Source organism: Shinella zoogloeoides, from assembly GCF_030733845.1.
Lineage (GTDB): Bacteria > Pseudomonadota > Alphaproteobacteria > Rhizobiales > Rhizobiaceae > Shinella > Shinella zoogloeoides_C.
Map to the genome: position 1 here is coordinate 1,772,350 of NZ_CP132311.1, position 20,241 is coordinate 1,792,590.

Below are 20,241 nucleotides of genomic sequence, written 5' to 3' on the forward strand. Positions count from 1 at the left end.
GGTTTCAGGAAGATGTCAACGCGCAAAGCCCGGAAAAACCGACTATTCCGCCGCGTCGCGGTGGGAATCGGTCAGGTCCGGCCCGTTGGCGTCCCCCGGCAGCGTCTCGCAGCCGAGATCCGGGAAGGCGACGATGCGGTGGCCGGCAAGGTCGCTGTGCACCACCACCAGCCCCTGCTCCTCGAAATAGCCGAGCAGCCGGCGCGCGCGGCGGGCAGAATGCGTGCCGTAGGCCCGCGCGATCCGCGCGTCCGAGGGGCAGGCAAGGCCGCGCACCGCCGCCTGCGCGACGAGCAGGAAGACGCCCTGCAGGTCCTCGGTGACGCTGCGGGAAAGGTCGAGCGCCCTCGCCCAGATCTCCGTCGCCGCCGTCTCGGCATCGACGCCGGAGCGCGCGACGGCCATCTTGCGGCGGAAGGCCGACAGGGACAACGGCGCGCCGGGCACGCGGCGGATGCGGCAGCGCACGAGGAAATCCTGGAACAGTTCCGCATCGGCCCGGAAGGCCGCCTCGGGATTGGCGAGGATTTCGGCGAGCGCCTGGTCGAGCAGGCCTTCACGCTCCTCGGCGGAGATTTCCGGCGCGGGCGCCCTCGCCTCGGCCTGCACCGGCTCCGGCCGGGCGCGGGAGAGCTCGGCGAGGATATCCGTCGTCGGGCGCGGCGCGGGCGGCGCGCGGCGCACGAGTGGCCGGGTGAATTCCTCCGGATCGGGCGTGAAGATCAGGTCTTCCACATCCTGCGGCGCGTCCGGCAGCGGCATCAGCTTGGGGCTGGTGGAGCGGGCGGAGGTCTCCACTGCGCCGATCGTCACCGGCAGCGGGCGGCGCGACAGCGCGGGCCCAAGCGCCACGAAGGAGCCGCGCGGCAGATCGCGGAACATTTCCGCCTGCCGCCGGTCGAGGCCGAGCAGATCGGCGGCGCGCGCCATGTCGATGTCGAGGAAGGTGCGGCCCATCAGGAAGTTGGAAGCTTCGGCGGCGACGTTCTTGGCGAGCTTGGCAAGACGCTGCGTGGCGATGACGCCGGCAAGTCCGCGCTTTCGGCCACGGCACATCAGGTTCGTCATCGCACCGAGCGACAGCTTGCGCGCCTCTTCCGAGACCTCGCCGCTGACGGCGGGCGCAAAAAGCTGCGCCTCGTCGACGACGACGAGCACCGGATACCAATAATCGCGATCCGCATCGAACATGGCATTAAGGAAGATGCCGGCCGCCCGCATCTGCTCGTCGGCCTCAAGACCTTCCAGCGAGAGCACGCAGGAGACGCGGTGCTGGCGGATACGGGTGGCGATGCCGACGAGTTCGGCCTCCGTGCGCTCGCCGTCGACCACCACATGGCCGAACCGGTCGGACAGCGTGACGAAATCGCCCTCGGGGTCGATGATGACCTGCTGGACCCATTGCGCGGACTGTTCGAGCAGGCGGCGCAACAGATGCGACTTGCCCGAACCCGAATTGCCCTGCACGAGCAGGCGCGTCGCCAGCAGTTCCTCGATATCGAGCCTGGCCGGTGCGCCGCCCTGCACCGTTCCCATGTCGATGCCGACCTTCATCCCGTTCCTCGTTCCTGAAAAATCCGATTCGCCCGGCCGCTGCCGGGCAACCGGCAAGCCCTAACACGAAATCCCCGCCCGTCACGCCCGGCTTTTGAAAAACCCACAAGGAAAGCCGCGTCACACGACGCGCAGCCCAAAGCCCTGCATGAGCCGGCAGGTGGCGAAATCCGGTTGGCCGGAGGTGAAGATGGCGATGTCCTCGCCGGGGGCGATTGTCTCCAGCGGGGGCACGAGGCGGCGGGCCTGGCGGGCGATAGCCTCGGCGGGGTCGAGCCAGTCGACGGGCCAGGGGGCGAGCTTGCGGAAGAGGTTCGCCATGAAGGGATAATGCGTGCAGGCGAGCACGACGATATCGGTCTTGCGGCCCATCTCGTCGGTGAAGCAAGGGATGATTTCGGCGCGCACGGCCTCGTCAGAGAGGGTCTCGCCGCGGATATAGGCCTCGGCCATGCGGGCGAGGTTTTCCGAGCCGACAAGGCGCACGTCGCACTGGCTGGCGAAGGACTGGATGAGATCGCGCGTGTAGGCGCGCTTGACCGTGCCGGGCGTCGCCAGCACCGAGACCTGGCCGGAGCGCGTGCGCTCGGCGGCGGGCTTGATGGCCGGCACGGTGCCGACGAAGGGCATGTGCGGAAAGGCGGCGCGAAGGTCGCTGCCGACCAATGTGAAGGCCGTGTTGCAGGCGATGACGCAGACTTCCGGGTCATGCTCGTTCAGCAACTTCGCGAAGAGATCGATGATATGCGCCTTCAGCGCCGGCTCTTCCCAGCCGCCATAGGGAAAGCCGGCATCGTCGGCCACATAGGTGAAATGCCGCTCCGGCATCAGCACGCGGGCCTCGCGCAGCACGGTGAGGCCGCCGATGCCGCTGTCAAACATGAGGACGGGCTTTGCGCTACTCGATATCACGGGGCACCTTGGGCCGGCGGTTGCGGGTGCGGTTCGGGTTGGTCGCCCCCCGGGGCGATTCCCGCGTGAAGCGATCGAGGCAGGAGACGATGCCGCGCAGCACCTGGATCTCCGTGCCGGTGAAGGAGGGACGCGTCAGGATCGCGCGCAGGTTCTCCACCAGTTTTGGCTTTTTTTCGGCAGGGCGGAAATAGCCGCGCGCATCCAGCGTCTCCTCCACATGGTCGAAGAGGCCTTGCAATTCCTCCTTCTTCGCCGGACGCTGGGGAAGCGCGTCGAACGGCGTGGTCTTCTCCGAGGCAAGGCCGCTCTTCATCCATTCGTAGCTCATCAGGAGAACGGCCTGGGCGAGGTTGAGCGACGCGAAGGCAGGGTTGACCGGGAAGGTCACCAGTTCGTCGGCCAGCGCGATCTCCTCGTTGGTAAGGCCCGTGCGCTCGCGGCCGAAGAGGATGCCGGTCTTCTGCTCGGCCCGGAAGCGGGTGCGCAGGTCATTGGCCGCCACGACCGGCGAGCGCACTTCCTTGTAGCCGTAGCGGTCGCGCGCCGTCGTCGCATAGACGAATTCGAGATCGGCGATGGCCCCCTCCAGCGAGGGATAGACCTTCGCCGCCTCGATGACGTGATCGGCCTTGCTGGCGGCGGAGATCGCCTTCTCGCTCGGCCAGCCGTCGCGCGGATTGACGAGGCGCAATTCCGCCAGGCCGAAATTCGCCATGGCGCGCGCCACCATACCGATATTCTCGCCGAGTTGCGGATGAACGAGGATGATCGCCGGTCCTTCGGCGATCAGCGTGCGTTCGCTGTTCGTGCCTGCCATGCCCATAGGTCCCTAGAAAGATGGGGTCTCACTGGCACAATCGGCCGGAAATGAAAAGTGCGGGGCCTGCTATTGTGCATTGCCGGCATTGTCGCCGGCCGCATCCTTGGCGTTGCTTTCCGCCAGTTCGACCATTTCCTGCTTCAGCGAAGCGCCCTCGGCGAAGTCCGGGCGCTCAGCGAGCCTTCCTGAAACGGAATTGGGGCGAAACTTATTCCGCCGCCGCGCGAAAATAAACTGCCTCAGCCTATGGTCGGCTTTGCCTTCCCGGTCATGGGTGCTATAGGGCCAAGCGGTTCTTTCAAGTCCACGATCCGGGGCGTCCAGCCCCTACAAGCACGAGGCTCCCCATGGCAAAGATCAAGGTCGCCAACCCCGTCGTCGAACTCGACGGCGACGAGATGACGCGCATCATCTGGCAGTTCATCAAGGACAAGCTGATCCATCCCTACCTGGATGTGGACCTTGAATATTACGACCTCGGCATGGAGAATCGCGACGCCACCAACGACCAGGTGACGATCGACGCGGCCAACGCCATCAAGAAGCACGGCGTCGGCGTCAAGTGCGCCACCATCACGCCGGACGAGGCCCGCGTCGAGGAATTCAAGCTGAAGAAGATGTGGAAGTCGCCGAACGGCACGATCCGCAACATCCTCGGCGGCGTCATCTTCCGCGAGCCGATCATCTGCAAGAACGTGCCGCGCCTCGTTCCCGGCTGGACCAAGCCGATCATCGTCGGCCGCCACGCCTTCGGCGACCAGTACCGCGCCACCGACTTCAAGTTCCCCGGCAAGGGCAAGCTGACGATGAAGTTCGTCGGCGAGGACGGCAAGGAAAACGAATACGACGTCTTCGACGCGCCGTCGGCCGGCGTCGCCATGGGCATGTACAATCTCGATGATTCGATCACCGAATTCGCCCGCGCGTCGTTCAACTACGGCCTGCAGCGCAAGGTGCCGGTCTATCTCTCCACCAAGAACACCATCCTCAAGGTCTATGACGGCCGCTTCAAGGACATCTTCCAGCAGGTGTACGACGCCGAATTCGCCGACAAGTTCAAGGAAGCCAAGCTCTGGTACGAACACCGCCTGATCGACGACATGGTCGCCTCGGCGCTGAAGTGGTCCGGCGGCTATGTCTGGGCCTGCAAGAACTATGACGGCGACGTGCAGTCCGACATCGTGGCGCAGGGCTTCGGCTCGCTCGGCCTGATGACCTCGGTGCTGATGACGCCGGACGGCAAGACGGTGGAAGCGGAAGCCGCGCACGGCACGGTGACGCGCCACTACCGCCAGCACCAGAAGGGCGAGGAAACCTCGACCAACTCCATCGCCTCGATCTTCGCCTGGACCCGTGGCCTTGCCCACCGCGCCAAGCTGGACGGCAATGCGGAGCTGGCGAAGTTCTCCGAGACGCTGGAACGCGTTTGCGTCGACACGGTCGAATCCGGCTTCATGACCAAGGACCTCGCGCTCCTCATCGGTCCCGACCAGCCGTGGCTCTCCACCACCGGCTTCCTCGACAAGATCGACGAGAACCTCAAGAAGGCCATGGCCGCCTGAGCCAGAAATAAACACCGCGAAAAGCCCGGCCCTGCGCCGGGCTTTTTGTTTGCGCCGCTTGCGGCCCCTTGCAGCCATGACGCTGCGCCTTATCTTCCTTCCCGCCTGCAGAGGAGGACAGCATGGCCGAGGATCTCGTTTTCTACGCCAATCCCATGTCACGGGCGCGCATTGCGCGCTGGATGCTGGAGGAGGTCGGCGCCCCATACCGCACGGAATGGCTGACCTTCGACGGCTCGATGAAATCGCCGGAATTCCTTGCGATCAACCCGATGGGCAAGGTGCCCACGATCCGCCACGGCGAGACGATCGTCACGGAAGCCGCCGCGATCTGCGCCTATCTGGCCGACGCATTCCCGCAAGCCGGCCTCGCGCCGCCGACCGACAGGCGCGGCGATTATTACCGCTGGCTGTTCTTCGCGGCCGGGCCGCTGGAAATGGCCGTCTCGATCAAGGCCTTCGGCCTCAACGTTCCCAAGGAACGCGAGCGCAGCATCGGCTGCGGCAGCTACGGCGCGGTGATGGACGCCCTGTCCTTCGCCGTGACGCGCCATCCCTACATCACCGGCGACACATTCACCGCCGCCGACGTCTATGTCGGCGCCCATATAAGCTGGGGGCTGCAATTCGGCACGCTGGAACCGCGGGCGGAATTCACCGCCTACTGGGACCGCCTCAAGGACCGGCCCGCCAGCAAACGGGCGACGGCCATAGACGACGAGGAAATGCACCGCCAGCTTGCGGCGGCGAAGGATTAGGACGGGTTTTCACCCGCCCTTTCCATTGGTCACGCCACCGGCTGGAGCGGCAGGCAGACTTCCGTCACGAGCTCGTTCGGCGGCACGTCGCGCGGATTGTTGAGATAGGCCTCGAACATCACCTCGTCGCGGATCGAGCGGCCGGAGGCCGGCAGCCATGTTCCGTAGAGCCAGCGATAGGCCGCGCCCATATTGGCGTAAGGCCCCGTGTGGCGCAGCACGGCATGGTCGCGCCCGCCAGCGTGCGCCGCACCAGCGGCGCCTCGGCGGGCACGTCCCCGTCCGCGGTGACGCAGGCGAAGGAACGGAGCTTTTCCTCCGGCACCAGATCGGGATCGTCGAGAAAGACGCCGATCATGCGCATGTCCGGGCGGAAGATGTTGCGGGAGAAGAGCGCGCCGTAAAGCGCCTCGAAGGCCTTGCCGATGCCCATATAGGACCCGGAATGGGGGATGGCGAGCAGCGCCTGCTCGGGCAGGGCGCGGATGGTGACGTCGAACATGTCGGGAGTTTCCTTGTCGTGCGCGGTTTCGAAGGCGCGGTGGGAGCCCTCCTTGCGATAGCGCGCCGGCGGCATGCCGTAGAAGGCGGCGAAGGTGCGCGTGAAGGATTGCAGGTTGGGATAGCCCCATCGCACGGCGATGTCCCGGACGGAGGTCTCGCTGCGCACCAGATCGCCCGCCGCGCGGTGCAGCCGCAGCCGGCGCACGGTCGTCGCCAGCGTCTCGTTGTGCACGGCCCGGTAGACACGATGCCAGTGATGGGCGGAAAGGCAGGCGATCTCCGAGAGCCGGTCGAGATCGAGTTCCTCGTCCAGATGTTCGTAGATATAGGCCGAGACACGCAGCAGGCGCTTCTCGTAGGCGGCCCAGATCCCGTTCTCGCTCATGCCGTTTTCCTCCCGTCGGAACGCATTCAACCAAGCATGGAGCGATTTCACAAATCCTGCGCTTCTGTGCCGTCCTGCAATTTTCGCATAGCCTTGCCTTGTGTCATTGCAAAAACGGGCGACTCGGCGCCAGATGCCCTCGCCGGCCCGCATTTCCCCCATTCCCCGGCCTTTCGAGGCTCCCATGACCGATACATTGATGCCGAAGCTCGCCAGCGTTTTCGCGGAGGGCTATGGCGCGGCGCGGTTGCGGACCGATGCGCTTGCCGGGCTGACGGTGGCCATCGTCGCGCTGCCGCTCTCCATGGCGATCGCCATCGCCTCGGGCGTCACGCCGGACCGCGGCCTCTACACCGCCATCATCGGCGGCTTCCTCGTTTCCGCGCTCGGCGGCAGCCGCTTCCAGGTGGGCGGTCCGGCAGGCGCCTTCATCGTGCTCGTCTCCGCGACGGTCGCGCGCCACGGCGTCGAGGGCCTGCTGCTGGCGACGTTCCTCTCCGGCATCATGCTGGCGCTCGCAGGCTACCTGCGCCTTGGCAAATACATAAAGTTCATTCCCTATCCGGTGACGGTCGGCTTCACCGCCGGCATCGCCGTCATCATCTTCGCCAGCCAGCTCGGCGAGCTGTTCGGCCTGAAACTGGACGGGCGCGAGCCGGGGCCGATCCTCGAAAAGCTCGCCGCCCTATGGGCCGCCCGGCCGACCTTTAGCCCGGCCTCCGTCGGCGTCGCCGGGCTCACCATCGCGGTCATCCTGCTGCTTCGCCGCTTCCGCCCCTCCTGGCCCAACCTCCTCATCGCCGTAGCCGTCGCCTCGGTCGCAGCCGCCCTCCTCTCGCTTCCCGCCGATACGATCGGCACCCGCTTCGGCGGCATTCCGCGCGGCCTGCCCGTGCCGGCGCTTCCCTCCTTCTCGCCCGACCTCATCGTCGCCGTATTGCCGGATGCGATCGCCTTCGCCCTGCTCGGCGCGATCGAATCGCTGCTTTCGGCGGTGGTCGCCGACGGCATGACCGGACGGCGGCATCGCTCCAGCATGGAACTGGTGGCGCAGGGCTTCGCCAATGTCGGCTCCGCGCTTTTCGGCGGCATCTGCGTGACGGGCACGATCGCCCGCACCGCCACGAATGTCCGCTCCGGCGCCACCAGCCCGGTCTCCGGCATGCTGCATGCCCTCTTCCTGCTGCTCTTCATGCTCGTCGCCGCACCGCTGGCAAGCTACATCCCGCTTGCCGCCCTTGCCGGCGTGCTGGCCGTCGTCTCCTTCAACATGGTGGAGCACCCGGCGATCGCCGCCCTCTTCCGCTCCTCGCGGGGCGATGCCGCGGTGCTGGCCATCACCTTCCTGCTCGTCGTCTTCCGCGACCTGACGGAGGGCATCGTCGTCGGCTTCCTGCTGGGCGCCGTACTGTTCATCGACCGCATGGGCAAGGCGGTGGATATCCGCGAGGAAACGGTGCCGCGCCTCGTTCGCGCCATCGAGGAAGCCGGCGAAGACAGCGGCCTTCCGGAACGGCCGGTGGTGGCGGACGACCCGGACACGGTGATCTACCGCATCAGCGGCGTCTTCTTCTTCGGTGCCGCGGCGAGCGTCGGCTCGGTCCTCGACCGCATCGCCGACCAGCGGCGCAACTTCGTGCTCGACTGCACCGACGTGCCGCTCCTCGATTCGACCGCCGCGAGCGTCATCGAAGGGCTGGTGCGCAAGGCCGAACGCGCAGGCGTGCGCGTCTTCATCGCGGGGCTGAAACCCGACATGCGGCGACTGCTGGAAGCCCATGAGCTCCATGCGCCGCGCCTCACCTTCACGCCGACGGTCGAGGCCGCGCTGGGCGTGATCGCAGGTGTCAGCCGGTGATGGCGACGCCGGTGGCGAGCGTGGCCGGCGCACGCATGCGCTCGGCAAGGCCGGCAAGGGCCGTTGCCGGCGTCGCCCGCATCACGCGGTTGCGGCCGGCTTCCTTGGCGGCATAGAGCGCGCCGTCGGCGGCCGAATGCAGGCGGTCGAAATCCGAGCCGAACGTGGCCACGTCGGCAAGGCCGATGCTCACCGAAACGCCGATTTCGCGGTCCTCGAAGACGACGGACATGGCGGCGACCTCGTGCCGCAGCGCTTCGGCAAAGGCTTCCGCCCGGCCGATGGCGTACCGTGGCGCAAACAGCGCGAACTCCTCGCCGCCGAAGCGGCTGAACAGCATGCCCTCTTCCAGCCGATGGGAAAGGCCGGCGGAAAAATGCTTCAGCACTGCATCGCCGGCGGCATGGCCATAGGTGTCGTTGATCGCCTTGAACCGGTCGAGGTCGAAGATCATCAGCGTGCCCTCGGCCCTGCCGGCAAGCCGCGCCTGCATATCGTCGAGGAAGGAGCCGCGATTGGCGATGCCGGTGAGCGCGTCGGTGCGCGAAGCCTGGCGGTAGAGCGCCTCGCCGCGCTCCTTGATGAGCACCAGCATGGCCACGGCAGCAAGGATCGTATGGGCGAAGAGTTCCAGCGAGAAGACGGCGAACCAGGCAGAATAGGCCGTTCCGCTTCCGAGCGCGGCCGGCGAAAGGAACGCCATGGGAATGCGCAGGGAATAGATGACGCCGTGCGAGAGGAAGAAGACGGCGGACATGCTGCGCGTCGGCAGGGTCTCGCCGCTGCGCCCGCGCCAGATGTCGACGCCCATCCAGAGCGAATAGGTGGTGATGATCGCCGAGGAAAGGATGATGCGGTTGTTCACGTCGCCGGAAATCTGCGGCACGAAGAGATAGCCGAGGCACCAGAGGGCCGGGCCGGCCAGGACGACCAGCGGATAGACGGGCCGGCGGTCGAACACCCGGAAGCCGCTCCACATCAGGGCATAGGCCAAGGCGGCAAGCGCATTGCCGAACCCGACCGTCAGCATGGGAAACCCGGCGGGGCGCAGCGCGAACAGCAGCGTGCAGAGCGAGCCCACCCACATGGAAAGGCACCAGTAGCCCGCCGCCGCGTGGCGCCGGTCGGTAAGCCAGACCTGAAGCATGAAAATCCCGACGACCATGGTCGACAGGAAGGTACAGATCATCAAGGTTGATATGCTGATGATGTCTTCAAGCAAAATACGCACTCCGCACGCGGGCGATGCTAGGCAAAAAGCTTGAAGACTTCGCAAACGAAACGGCGGGCCTCAAGCCCGCCGCGTCATCGATATCGATCGTGAAAGGCGCCGATCAGCCGGCGATTGCCGCGGCAACCGCCTCGATGGCCTCGCCCGCCTTGCCGCCATCGGGACCGCCGGCCTGCGCCATGTCGGGACGGCCGCCGCCGCCCTTGCCACCGAGCGCTTCGGAAGCGCGGCGCACCAGATCGACCGCGCTGAAGCGGCCGGTCAGGTCGTCCGTGACGGCGACGACGGCGCTCGCCTTGCCGTCGGCCGAGACGCCGACGAAGGTGACCACGCCGGAACCGAGGCTCTTCTTGCCTTCGTCCGCAAGGCTCTTGAGGTCCTTCGGCTCGACGCCGGTGACGGCCTTGCCGAGATACTTGATGCCGGCCACCTCGCGCACGCCGTCATCGCCGCCGGCAGAACCGCCGGACAGCGCCAGCTTCTTCTTGGCTTCCGTCAGTTCGCGTTCCAGCTTGCGCCGCTCGTCCACCAGCGCCTCGACGCGGGCGAGCACCTCGCCCGGCTGGGCCTTGAGCGTATTGGCGAGCGCCTTCACGCGCTCATCCTGCTCGGCGAGATAGGCGCGGGCCGCCTCGCCGGTGAGCGCTTCGAGACGGCGCACGCCGGAGCCGACGGCGCTATCGGAGAGGATGCGCACGAGGCCGATCTCACCCGTCGCGGAAACATGCGTGCCGCCGCAGAGTTCGACCGAATAGGCCCGGTTGGCCTTGGCGCCGCGAACGCCCGTGCCCATGGAAACCACCCGGACCTCGTCGCCGTACTTCTCGCCGAAGAGCGCCATGGCGCCTTCCGCGATCGCGTCGTCCACCGTCATGAGGCGGGTGGTAACGGGCGCGTTCTGCACGATGATCTCGTTCGCCATATCCTCGATGACTCGCAATTCCTCGGCCGACATCGGCTTGGGATGCGACACGTCGAAACGCAGGCGCTCGGGCGCGACCAGCGAGCCCTTCTGGGCGACGTGAGTGCCGAGCACCTCGCGCAGCGCCTCGTGCAGCAGGTGCGTGGCGGAATGGTTGGCGCGAAGGCGCGAACGGCGGGCGTGGTCGACGGTCAGGGCGACCGCATCGCCGACCTTCAGCGTGCCCTCGGCGACGGTCGCGACATGCACGAAGAGGCCTTCGCCCTTCTTCTGCGTGTCCGAGACGTCGAGCCTGGCATTGTCGGCGGAAATCGTGCCGGTATCGCCCATCTGGCCGCCGGATTCGCCGTAGAACGGCGTCTGGTTGATGACGATCTGCACGACCTCGCCGGCGGAAGCGGTCTCCACCGCCTTGCCGTCGCGAACGATCGCCTGGACGACGCCTTCGGCCGTCTCGGTATCGTAGCCGAGGAATTCGCTCGCGCCGAACTTCTCCTTCAGCTCGAACCAGATCGTTTCCGTCGCCTTGTCGCCCGAGCCGGCCCAGTGCGAGCGGGCCTCGGCCTTCTGGCGCTCCATGGCGTCCGTGAAGCCGGAAAGATCGACACCGATCTCGCGGGCGCGCAGCGCGTCCTGCGTCAGGTCGAGCGGGAAGCCGTAGGTGTCGTAGAGCTTGAAGGCGGTCTCGCCGTCCAGCATGTCGCCCTTGTGAAGCGTGGACGTCGCGTCGGAGAGCAGGTTCAGGCCGCGTTCCAGCGTGGTGCGGAAACGGGTTTCCTCCAGCTTCAGCGTCTCGGAGATCAGCGCTTCGGCGCGCTGCAGCTCCGGATAGGCGCGGCCCATCTCTCCAACGAGCGTCGGCAGCAGCTTCCACATCAGCGGATCCTTGGCGCCGAGCAGCTGCGCATGGCGCATGGCGCGGCGCATGATGCGGCGCAGCACATAGCCGCGGCCGTCCTTCGCCGGCAGCACGCCGTCGGCGATCAGGAAGGCGGAGGAGCGCAGGTGATCGGCGATGACGCGGTGGCTGGCGCGGGCTTCGCCCTCGGCCGGAACGCCGGTCGCCTCGACGGAGGCGTCGATCAGCGCGCGGAAGAGGTCGATATCGTAATTGTCATGCTTGCCCTGCAGCAGCGCCGCGATGCGCTCGAGGCCCATGCCGGTGTCGATCGACGGACGCGGCAGGTCGACGCGTTCTTCCTTCGTGATCTGCTCGAACTGCATGAAGACGAGGTTCCAGATCTCGATGAAACGGTCGCCGTCCTCTTCCGGCGAGCCGGGCGGGCCGCCCCAGATATGGTCGCCGTGGTCGTAGAAGATTTCCGAACAGGGACCGCAGGGGCCGGTATCGCCCATCGCCCAGAAATTGTCGCTGGTCGGAATGCGGATGATGCGGTCGTCGGAAAAGCCGGCGATCTTCTTCCACAGGTCGAAGGCCTGGTCGTCCGTATGGTAGACGGTGACGAGCAGGCGGTTCTTGTCGATGCCGAATTCCTTGGTGATCAGGTTCCAGGCAAGCTCGATCGCGCGCTCCTTGAAATAGTCGCCGAAGGAGAAGTTGCCGAGCATCTCGAAGAAGGTGTGGTGGCGCGCGGTATAGCCGACATTGTCGAGGTCGTTGTGCTTGCCGCCGGCGCGCACGCATTTCTGCGAGGAAACGGCCCTGGAATAGGGGCGCGATTCGAGGCCGGTGAAGACGTTCTTGAACTGCACCATGCCGGCATTGGTGAACATCAGCGTCGGATCGTTGCGCGGCACGAGCGGACTGGACGGCACGACCTCGTGGCCTTCTCCGCGGAAATAGTCGAGGAAAGTCGACCGGATCTCATTCACGCCGCTCATATCGCGTCCTTCATCTTACCACTGTCTGCCCCGGCGACCGGCGCATCATCCACCCAATTTGACGTACGGCAAAGGCGAAACCGCCCCGCCGGCCGGAGTGCCCGCCCGGAGGCTCTTCTGGCCGTCCATTCGCGAATTCCGTCGAATTTGCACGCGCCTGCCGCCGCTTTGCGAAAAGAGCAGAAACCGTGGGCGCGCGCGAGAACCCAAGGCTTTTATCGCTCGCCTCGGCACCTGTCCAGACGTCAAAAAAACCGGCCTCTCACGAAGAAGAGGCCGGTTTTCGCGTTTCATCATTTCGCGCAGCGCGTGACCGTAAACCGATTCACGCTTTCACGCGGGGACGCCTTCGGCGATCAGGGTTCGCCGTCGTCGCCGTCGTTCGGGTCCGGGCCGCCGTTTTCCAGGAAGCGGTCGGCGATGAGGCCGGCATTCTGGCGCAGCGAGGTCTCGATCTCGCGGGCAAGATCTGGATTGTCGCGCAGGAACGTCTTGGCGTTTTCGCGGCCCTGGCCGAGGCGCTGGCTGTTGTAGGAGAACCAGGCGCCCGACTTCTCAACGATGCCGGCCTTGACGCCGAGGTCGATGAGCTCGCCCGTCTTGGAGACGCCCTCGCCGTACATGATGTCGAACTCGACCTGCTTGAAGGGCGGCGCCATCTTGTTCTTGACGACCTTGACGCGGGTCTGGTTGCCGATGACCTCGTCACGCTCCTTGACCGCGCCGATGCGGCGGATGTCGAGGCGGACGGAGGCATAGAACTTCAGCGCGTTGCCGCCGGTCGTCACTTCCGGCGAACCGTAGACGACGCCGATCTTCATGCGGATCTGGTTGATGAAGATGACCATCGTGTTGGACTTGGAGATCGAGGCCGTCAGCTTGCGCAGCGCCTGGCTCATCAGGCGGGCCTGGAGGCCCGGCAGGCTTTCGCCCATCTCGCCCTCGATTTCGGCGCGCGGCGTGAGCGCGGCGACCGAATCGACGACGAGCACGTCGATGGCGCCGGAGCGCACCAGCGTGTCGGTGATCTCGAGCGCCTGCTCGCCGGTGTCCGGCTGGGAGATCAGCAGGTTTTCGAGATCGACGCCGAGCTTGCGGGCATAGACCGGGTCGAGCGCGTGTTCGGCGTCGACGAAGGCGCAGATGCCGCCCTTCTTCTGGGATTCGGCGATCGTCTGCAGCGCCAGCGTCGTCTTGCCCGAGCTTTCCGGACCGTAGATCTCGATGATGCGGCCCTTCGGCAGGCCGCCGATGCCGAGCGCGACGTCGAGGCTGAGAGAGCCCGTCGAAACCGTCTCGGTCTCGATGACGCTGTCCTTGCCGCCGAGCTTCATGATGGAGCCCTTGCCGAACGAGCGCTCGATCTGCGAGAGAGCCGCTTCGAGTGCCTTGCTTTTATCCACTGCTTTATCCTCTACGAGCCGCAAAGTGTTCTGTGCCATTTGGTCCACCTTTAGGTTATTGAAGCAAGACAGGCAACGAAGCCGTCGATGAAAGCTATGTACACATTTTGTTCTCGTTTTGCAATATCCATTCATCCACTTGAATATTTTTGCAAATCGATGGCGTGTTCTACTTTCGTTTCAGGTGGATAAGCGCCACGGGACAATCGAGGAAAACCCCTCGCCGGGCCGCACGACAGCGGCCGAATCGGCGAAGGGCGTGAAGGAAGACGATGACGGACAGGACGATACTGGTGATGGGCGGCGCCCATGTGGACAGGCGCGGACGCATCGCCGGCGAGACCGCGCCGGGGGCGAGCAATCCCGGCGCATGGTTCGTGGAGGCCGGCGGCGGCGCGTTCAACGCCGCGCGCAACCTTGCAAGGCTCGGCCACCGGGTGCGGCTCGTCTCGCCGCGCGGCGGCGATGCGGACGGCGACATCGTCGCGGCGGCGGCGGAAGCGGCGGGCGTCGAGGACACGCCCTTCATCTTCCTCGACCGCGCGACGCCGAGCTATACGGCGATCATCGAGCGCGACGGCAATCTCGTGATCGCGCTGGCCGACATGGAGCTCTACCGGCTGTTCTCGCCGCGCCGCCTGCAGCAACGGGCGATGCGCGAGGCGATGGCGGCGGCCGGCCTCATCCTGACCGATGCGAACCTGCCGGCCGAAACACTTGCCGCGATGAGCAATGCGGCGAAGGGCGCCGGCGTACCGCTTGCCGGCATCGCCATCTCGCCGGCAAAGGTCGGGCGCTTCCGTGAAAGCCTGTCCGCCCTCGCCTTCCTGTTCATGAACGAGGCGGAGGCGCGCACGCTGACGGGCGAAGCGCCGGAGAACGCGGCCGACTGGCCGGCGGCGTTGCGCGCGGCGGGCCTTTCCGCCGGCGTGGTGACGCGCGGCGGAAAGGGCGTCGTCGCCTTCGACGCCCGGCGCACAGCCCAGGTCACGCCGCCGCAAATTCCCGCGCTCGGCGACGTCACCGGTGCGGGGGATTCGCTGGCTTCCGGCTTTCTCAGCGCCTGGACGGGCGGCGCGGATATCGGCGAGGCGCTGCGCCACGGCGTGGCCGCCGCGGCCATCACCGTGCGCTCGCCGCTCGCCGCGGCCGAAGAAATGTCGCAGGTGGCGCTTGCCGATGCACTTTCTCTTGTGCCGCGGGCCGAATGGATGGCATGAGACTTTTTTGCGCGAAATTCCGCGCAAGCACCTGCCCTAGAATCCGCCCAGGAATCCGCAAGGACACAGCATGACCAGACCCGCCTCCCTCCTCCTGCCGATGAAATTTTCGGCCGAAGTCGCCGCCGCCAAGGCGCGCGGTGCACCGATCGTCGCGCTCGAATCGACGATCATCACGCATGGCATGCCCTATCCGGGCAATCTCGACATGGCCCGCAGCGTCGAGCGCATCATCCGTGAGGAAGGCGCCGTGCCGGCAACCATCGCCGTCATCAGCGGCGTGCTGCATATCGGCCTGGAGGACGGCGAACTCGAAGCGCTCGCCAGGACCGAGGGCGCGATGAAGGTCTCGCGCGCCGATCTCGCCTTCGCCATCGCCGAGCGCCGCACCGGCGCGACCACCGTGGCGGCGACGATGATCGGTGCGGCGCGCGCCGGCATCAGGGTCTTCGCCACCGGCGGCATCGGCGGCGTGCATCGCAAGGCGGAGGAGACCTTCGACATCTCCGCCGACCTCGACGAACTGGCGCGCACCGGCGTCATCGTCGTGTGCGCCGGCGCCAAGGCGATCCTCGACATTCCGAAGACGCTGGAAGTGCTGGAAACCCGCGGCGTGCCGGTCGTGACCTACGACAGCCCGGCCTTCCCGGCCTTCTGGTCGCGCGATTCGGGCCTGAAGAGCCCGCTGACGCTGAACAGCCCGGCGGCGATCGCGAATTTCCAGAAGGTGCGCGACCAGCTCGGCATCGACGGCGGCATGCTGATCGCCAATCCCGTGCCGGAAGCCGACGAGATTCCGCGCGAGGAGATGGAGATCTATATCGCCCGCGCCCTCGACAATGCCGAACGCGACGAGATCGCCGGCAAGGCCGTCACGCCTTACCTGCTCGACAACCTCTTCCGCCTGACGGACGGCCGCAGCCTGAAGACGAACATCGCGCTGGTGGAAAACAACGCGCGGCTTGCGGCGGAGATCGCCGTGGCGCTGGTGGACTGATTGTTGGAGAATGACGTGGCCGGCCCAACCGGCCACTTCTCGATAGCCTCGCAAACCTTTCTTTCCGTCATGCCGGCCTTGAGCCGGCATCCAGTGCGCTCACGTCTGTGAGCGCGAGAAACTCCCTGACTACATAGTATGAGCCCTTCACCGCGCGGACGCGCGGTGGCTGGATGCCGGATCAAGTCCGGCATGACGGGAGGGTGCGGATGAAGCCAGACTAGTGGCCGTTTCGGACGGCGTGCTACCGCTCGCTCAGGCGTCCAGCATTTCCCGCACCGCCTCGGCAAGCTGCTTCAGCGAGAACGGTTTCGGCAGGAAGCCGAACTTGGCGTCGGCGGGAAGGTTGCGGGCGAAGGCGTCCTCGGCATAGCCCGAGACGAAGATGAACTTCATGTCCGGGTAGTTCTTCCTGAGCTCGCGCAACAGCGAGGGGCCGTCCATTTCCGGCATCACGACGTCGGAAACCACGATGTCGACGGCGCCGTTCAGTTCTTCCATGATGTCGAGCGCCTCGACACCGGAGCCCGCCTCGTGCACCGTATAGCCGCGCGTCTCCAGCATGCGCTTGCCGCCGCGCCGCACCGCCTCCTCGTCCTCGACGAGAAGCACGACGGCGGAGCCGCCGGTGAGGTCGCGCGGCTCCTTTTCCGGTACCTGCGCGAGAGCGGCGCGCTGCTGTTCGCCCGCCTGCGGCGCAGCCACGGCATCCAGCGGCACGGCCTCTTCGATGTGGCGCGGCATGAGGATGCGGAAGGTCGTGCCCTTGCCGACTTCCGAATCGAGATAGATGTAGCCGCCGGACTGCTTGACGATGCCGTAGACCATGGACAGGCCGAGGCCGGTGCCCTTGCCGACTTCCTTGGTGGTGAAGAAAGGCTCGAAGATTTTGTCGATGATTTCGGGCGGAATGCCGGTGCCCTGGTCGGCGACCTCGACTTCCACATAGTCTCCCGGCGGAAGATCGCGCAGGTTGCGCGCCGCGGCTTCCTCGGCCGGCACATTGCGGGTGCGAAAGGTGATCGTGCCGCCTTCCGGCATGGCATCGCGCGCGTTGACCGCAAGGTTGATCATCACCTGCTCGAACTGGCCGAGGTCGGTCTTCACCGACCATAGGTCGCGGCCGTATTCGACGTCGATCTTGACGTTGGTGCCCGTCATGCGGTCGACGAGCATGCGCAGGTCTCCGATGACGTCGGTGAGGTTGAGGACCGTCGGGCGCATCGTCTGCTTGCGCGAGAAGGCGAGGAGCTGGCGCACCAGCACGGCGGCGCGGTTTGCGTTGCGCTTGATCTCCATGAGATCGGCAAAGCTCGCATCGGCCGGCCGCGCGGACAGGAGGAGATGGTCGGAGGACAGCAGGATCGCCGTCAGCACGTTGTTGAAATCGTGCGCGATGCCGCCGGCGAGCGTGCCGACCGCATTCATCTTCTGCGTCTGCGCCATCTGCGTCTCGAGCGCCTTCTGCTCGGTGATCTCGACGGCGTAGACGATGGCGGCCTCTTCCGGCGCTTCGTCGCTCTGGTCGATGACGGCGTTCACGTAGAAACGGAAATGGCGGCCGTCATCGCCCGGATGCAGCGAATCGAGCGGCGGGATATCGCCCTGCCGGTCCTTGGCCGCATCGAGCGCCGATTGCAGGCGCAGGCGATCCGTGTCGTGCACGATGGTTTCGAGCTTGGCGCCGCGGTCGATATCGTCGCGCGAGACCACGCCGGAGAACAGCTTCAGGAACGGCGCGTTGGTGCGCAGGATGCGCCCGTCGCCGTCGACCGAGGCGATCGCCATCGGCGTGTTGTTGAAGAAGCGCGTGAAGCGCATGGAGGCGATGGAGGCGGACTGGTCGCTCTCCCCGCCCTCCTCGCGCGCCAATACGATGGTGCGGCTTTCCCCCGGCGCGCCGTCCCGCATCGAGGAGACGCGGTGCACGATGCGCACCGGCAGGCTCTGGCCGTTGGTCTTGCGAAGGTCGAGATCCAGCGTCTCGGTGCGCTTGAGGCCGGGCTCGGCCTGGACGGACTGGATGAGCGCGAGCCCCTCGCCCGCCACCACGTCGGCGATGGAGAGCGAACCCGGCTGGAATTTCGTCAGGTCGATGCCGAGCCATTCGGCGAGCGTGGCGTTGAGATAGACGATCTCGCCCTTGCGGCCGGCAGAGAAGAACCCGGCCGGCGCGTGGTCGAGATAGTCGATCGCGTTCTGCAACTCCTTGAAGAAGCGCTCCTGGTCGTCGCGCTCGGAGGTGATGTCGGAAATCTGCCAGATGTAGAGCGGCTGCTTCGCCTTCTCGCGGCTCGGCAGCACGCGCGCCTTGAGGCGATACCAATGGGCGCCGGAGCCGCTGGCGGCGGAAGCGTCGAGCGTCTTCTGGACGCGGAACTCTTCTGCGCCCTCCTTGCCCTCGTGCAGGCCGTTCGTCAGGCGGTAGACCGCCTCGGTGGCGTCGCGGTTGCGCGACAGCAGCGTTTCGAGCGTCTGCACCTCTGCATCGCCCTTTGCCCCGGTGAGCGCGCCGTAGGCGGCGTTGGCATAGACGATGCGGCCCTTGCGGTCGGTGATGACAGTGCCGTCGGGGTGTGAATCGAGGAAGGCGCGGGAAAGCTCGTCCGAGCCCGCAGCCTGCGGCATGATCTCGATGAAGCCGATCAGCGCCGAGACGACGAAGAAGATGCCGGCCATGGCGAGAACGCCGAGAACGCCGAGCACGAGCTCGTTGTCGAGCTGGTTCTTGAAGACGATGAAGGCGCCGGCAGAGGCCGCCAGCACCAGCGCGAGCAACACGACGCGAAGCGCCACCGCCGGCCGCACGCCACGGTCCACGATCGGCAGATTGTCCTCGCCCGGCCGCTTCATCGTCGTCATCAATCCTTTTGTCTGCACCAGCCCGGCCTTGCGCTTCGCCCGGACCCGATGGCAGAATCATGTTTATCCGCCCGAGGGAAGCGCAAAAAGCCGCCCAAGGGAAGCAAAGCCGCGAATTCACAGGGAATATTACCGGCCGAACCATCGCATTTTTCGCGCGCTGCCATAGTTAGGCAACGATCCTGACGGCAATCGACGCTGGACAACCGGCGCCAAGCGCTTGTACGAGCCCGCAAAAAGCCGTCAAATGCTGCCAACCTGACGATACGGCAAACTGCCGACAAGGAGTGAACCCGCCATGTTCCAGGAGATCCTCGCAGAGAACGGCACGAAGTTCGTCATCGCCGCGGTGGTGGTGCTGCTCGGGCTTCTCTGCCTTGCGCTGGTGCTCTGGATCGTAAGGGGGCGTCCCTCCTCGCCCTTCATCCGGGGCGGGCGCAACCGCACGCCGCGCCTTGCCGTGCTCGATGCCGCCGCCATCGATACGCGCCGCCGGCTGGTGCTGCTGCGCCGTGACGACGTCGAACACCTCGTCATGATCGGCGGTCCCACCGACATCGTCATCGAAACCCGCATCATCACGGCTCCGGCCGAAAGCGCCCAGCCCGTCGAAGCGGCTGTCCGAAAAATCGAGCACGCGGAACCGGCCCCCGTGCTGCAGGAAACGCCGGCAAAGATTGCCGAAACGCCCCTCGTCGCCCGGTCGGCCGCAACGGCGACGGCTACTGCTGCCGAACGCCGCCCGGCCGCCATTCCCGAAGGCGTCTCCGCCATGAGCAAGGTCCTCTATGCCGGCGACGACGCAGCCGCGGCCCGCGCCGCCGCGCCCGTCCGCGCGGTCGCCCAGCCCGTCACGGCGACCCAGCAGGTGCAGGCCGCGATACAGCAGGGCACATCCGAACGGCGGGTCGAGGACATGCTGGAACAGAACCGCCAGCGCGTCCTCTCCCCGCAGACGGCCGCAACGACGACGGCGCAGGCGACCGCCGGGCAGATCGCGCAGCGCCCGGCAGCGAGCGTGACGATCGCCAAGCCGGCGGCCAATGTCGCCGACAATGCGGCGCTGGTCAGCGAATTCGAGAAGATCCTCGAGGCCGAAATGGCCAGCAACGCCGCTGCGGCGGCAGGCCAGGTGCGCACGAGCGCCCAGCCGACCGCCAACCCCACGCAGACCGCCGCGATGGCCGTCCAGGGACAGCCGGCCGGCAAGAGCCGTGAGGAAACGGAAGCCGAAATGGCCCGCCTGCTCGGCGAAATCGCCGCCAACCGCAAGGCATAGCGCCAGCCGTCAGTCCAATTGACGAAAAAACCCCTGGAAGCAGGCTTCCAGGGGTTTTGAAGTTGTCGGATCGTTTCGGTACCGCACGAAAGCCGCCGGCACCGGACGTGTCCGGTGTTCGATTGCGTC

13 protein-coding genes and 1 pseudogene are annotated in these 20,241 nt (G+C 66.3%); 6 read left to right on the top strand and 8 right to left on the bottom strand.

All coding sequences use genetic code 11. From position 1 onward, the window contains the following. Window positions 1-42 precede the first annotated feature (42 nt). From Q9316_RS09955 to Q9316_RS09965, 3 genes are all read right to left on the bottom strand, one after another. Entirely contained in the window at window positions 43-1,554 is a 1,512-nt protein-coding gene (locus Q9316_RS09955; RefSeq protein WP_306035010.1) for an ATP-binding protein, read from the bottom strand. A gap of 120 nt (window positions 1,555-1,674) precedes the next feature. Next, on the bottom strand, window positions 1,675-2,436 hold the full coding sequence (murI, locus tag Q9316_RS09960; protein ID WP_306035011.1) for a glutamate racemase: 762 nt from the start codon (window positions 2,434-2,436) through the stop codon (window positions 1,675-1,677). A gap of 16 nt (window positions 2,437-2,452) precedes the next feature. Beyond that, a complete protein-coding gene (locus tag Q9316_RS09965; protein ID WP_306035012.1) occupies window positions 2,453-3,286 on the bottom strand; it encodes an RNA methyltransferase in 834 nt (277 codons plus the stop codon). 350 nt (window positions 3,287-3,636) lie between these two features. Here Q9316_RS09965 and Q9316_RS09970 point away from each other — a divergent pair, with 350 nt between their 5' ends. Together Q9316_RS09970 and Q9316_RS09975 are read left to right on the top strand one after the other, a co-directional pair. After that, entirely contained in the window at window positions 3,637-4,851 is a 1,215-nt protein-coding gene (locus Q9316_RS09970) for an NADP-dependent isocitrate dehydrogenase (protein WP_306035013.1), read from the top strand. A gap of 122 nt (window positions 4,852-4,973) precedes the next feature. Continuing rightward, the gene (locus tag Q9316_RS09975) at window positions 4,974-5,609 is read left to right on the top strand and encodes a glutathione S-transferase family protein (RefSeq protein WP_306035014.1); all 636 of its coding nucleotides are present in this window, start codon (window positions 4,974-4,976) and stop codon (window positions 5,607-5,609) included. Between the two features lie 29 nt (window positions 5,610-5,638). Here the strand turns inward: Q9316_RS09975 and Q9316_RS09980 are convergent. Continuing rightward, window positions 5,639-6,684: pseudogene (locus Q9316_RS09980) on the bottom strand (AraC family transcriptional regulator). On the opposite strand from Q9316_RS09980, the gene Q9316_RS09985 reads away from it, so the two are divergent. After that, window positions 6,683-8,356 (top strand): SulP family inorganic anion transporter, encoded by a 1,674-nt coding sequence (locus Q9316_RS09985; protein ID WP_306035016.1) that lies wholly within the window; start codon window positions 6,683-6,685, stop codon window positions 8,354-8,356. The pseudogene Q9316_RS09980 and the gene Q9316_RS09985 sit on opposite strands and share 2 nt — an antisense overlap. On the opposite strand, the gene Q9316_RS09990 is transcribed toward Q9316_RS09985, so the two are convergent. The 3 genes from Q9316_RS09990 to recA all read right to left on the bottom strand — a co-directional run bounded on the left by Q9316_RS09990 (window position 8,346) and on the right by recA (window position 13,793). Then, window positions 8,346-9,545: a GGDEF domain-containing protein gene (locus Q9316_RS09990; RefSeq protein ID WP_306035265.1), complete on the bottom strand. Its 1,200-nt coding sequence runs from the start codon at window positions 9,543-9,545 to the stop codon at window positions 8,346-8,348. The genes Q9316_RS09985 and Q9316_RS09990 overlap by 11 nt on opposite strands. A 145-nt stretch (window positions 9,546-9,690) precedes the next feature. After that, window positions 9,691-12,351 (bottom strand): alanine--tRNA ligase, encoded by a 2,661-nt coding sequence (alaS, locus tag Q9316_RS09995; RefSeq protein WP_306035017.1) that lies wholly within the window; start codon window positions 12,349-12,351, stop codon window positions 9,691-9,693. 356 nt (window positions 12,352-12,707) lie between these two features. After that, window positions 12,708-13,793 carry a recombinase RecA gene (gene recA, locus Q9316_RS10000; RefSeq protein WP_306035018.1) on the bottom strand — a complete coding sequence of 362 codons (1,086 nt, stop codon included), beginning with the start codon at window positions 13,791-13,793 and terminating at the stop codon, window positions 12,708-12,710. A gap of 233 nt (window positions 13,794-14,026) precedes the next feature. On the opposite strand from recA, the gene Q9316_RS10005 reads away from it, so the two are divergent. Then, window positions 14,027-14,974, top strand: a complete 948-nt coding sequence (locus Q9316_RS10005) for a carbohydrate kinase family protein (protein ID WP_306035019.1) — start codon at window positions 14,027-14,029, stop codon at window positions 14,972-14,974. Window positions 14,975-15,044: 70 nt separating this feature from the next. Continuing rightward, a complete protein-coding gene (locus Q9316_RS10010) occupies window positions 15,045-15,971 on the top strand; it encodes a pseudouridine-5'-phosphate glycosidase (RefSeq protein ID WP_306035020.1) in 927 nt (308 codons plus the stop codon). 255 nt (window positions 15,972-16,226) lie between these two features. Here Q9316_RS10010 and cckA read toward each other — a convergent pair whose 3' ends face one another. After that, on the bottom strand, window positions 16,227-18,833 hold the full coding sequence (cckA, locus tag Q9316_RS10015; RefSeq protein ID WP_306035021.1) for a cell cycle histidine kinase CckA: 2,607 nt from the start codon (window positions 18,831-18,833) through the stop codon (window positions 16,227-16,229). 298 nt (window positions 18,834-19,131) lie between these two features. On the opposite strand from cckA, the gene Q9316_RS10020 reads away from it, so the two are divergent. Continuing rightward, window positions 19,132-20,112: a flagellar biosynthetic protein FliO gene (locus Q9316_RS10020; RefSeq protein WP_306035022.1), complete on the top strand. Its 981-nt coding sequence runs from the start codon at window positions 19,132-19,134 to the stop codon at window positions 20,110-20,112. Window positions 20,113-20,241: the final 129 nt, after the last annotated feature.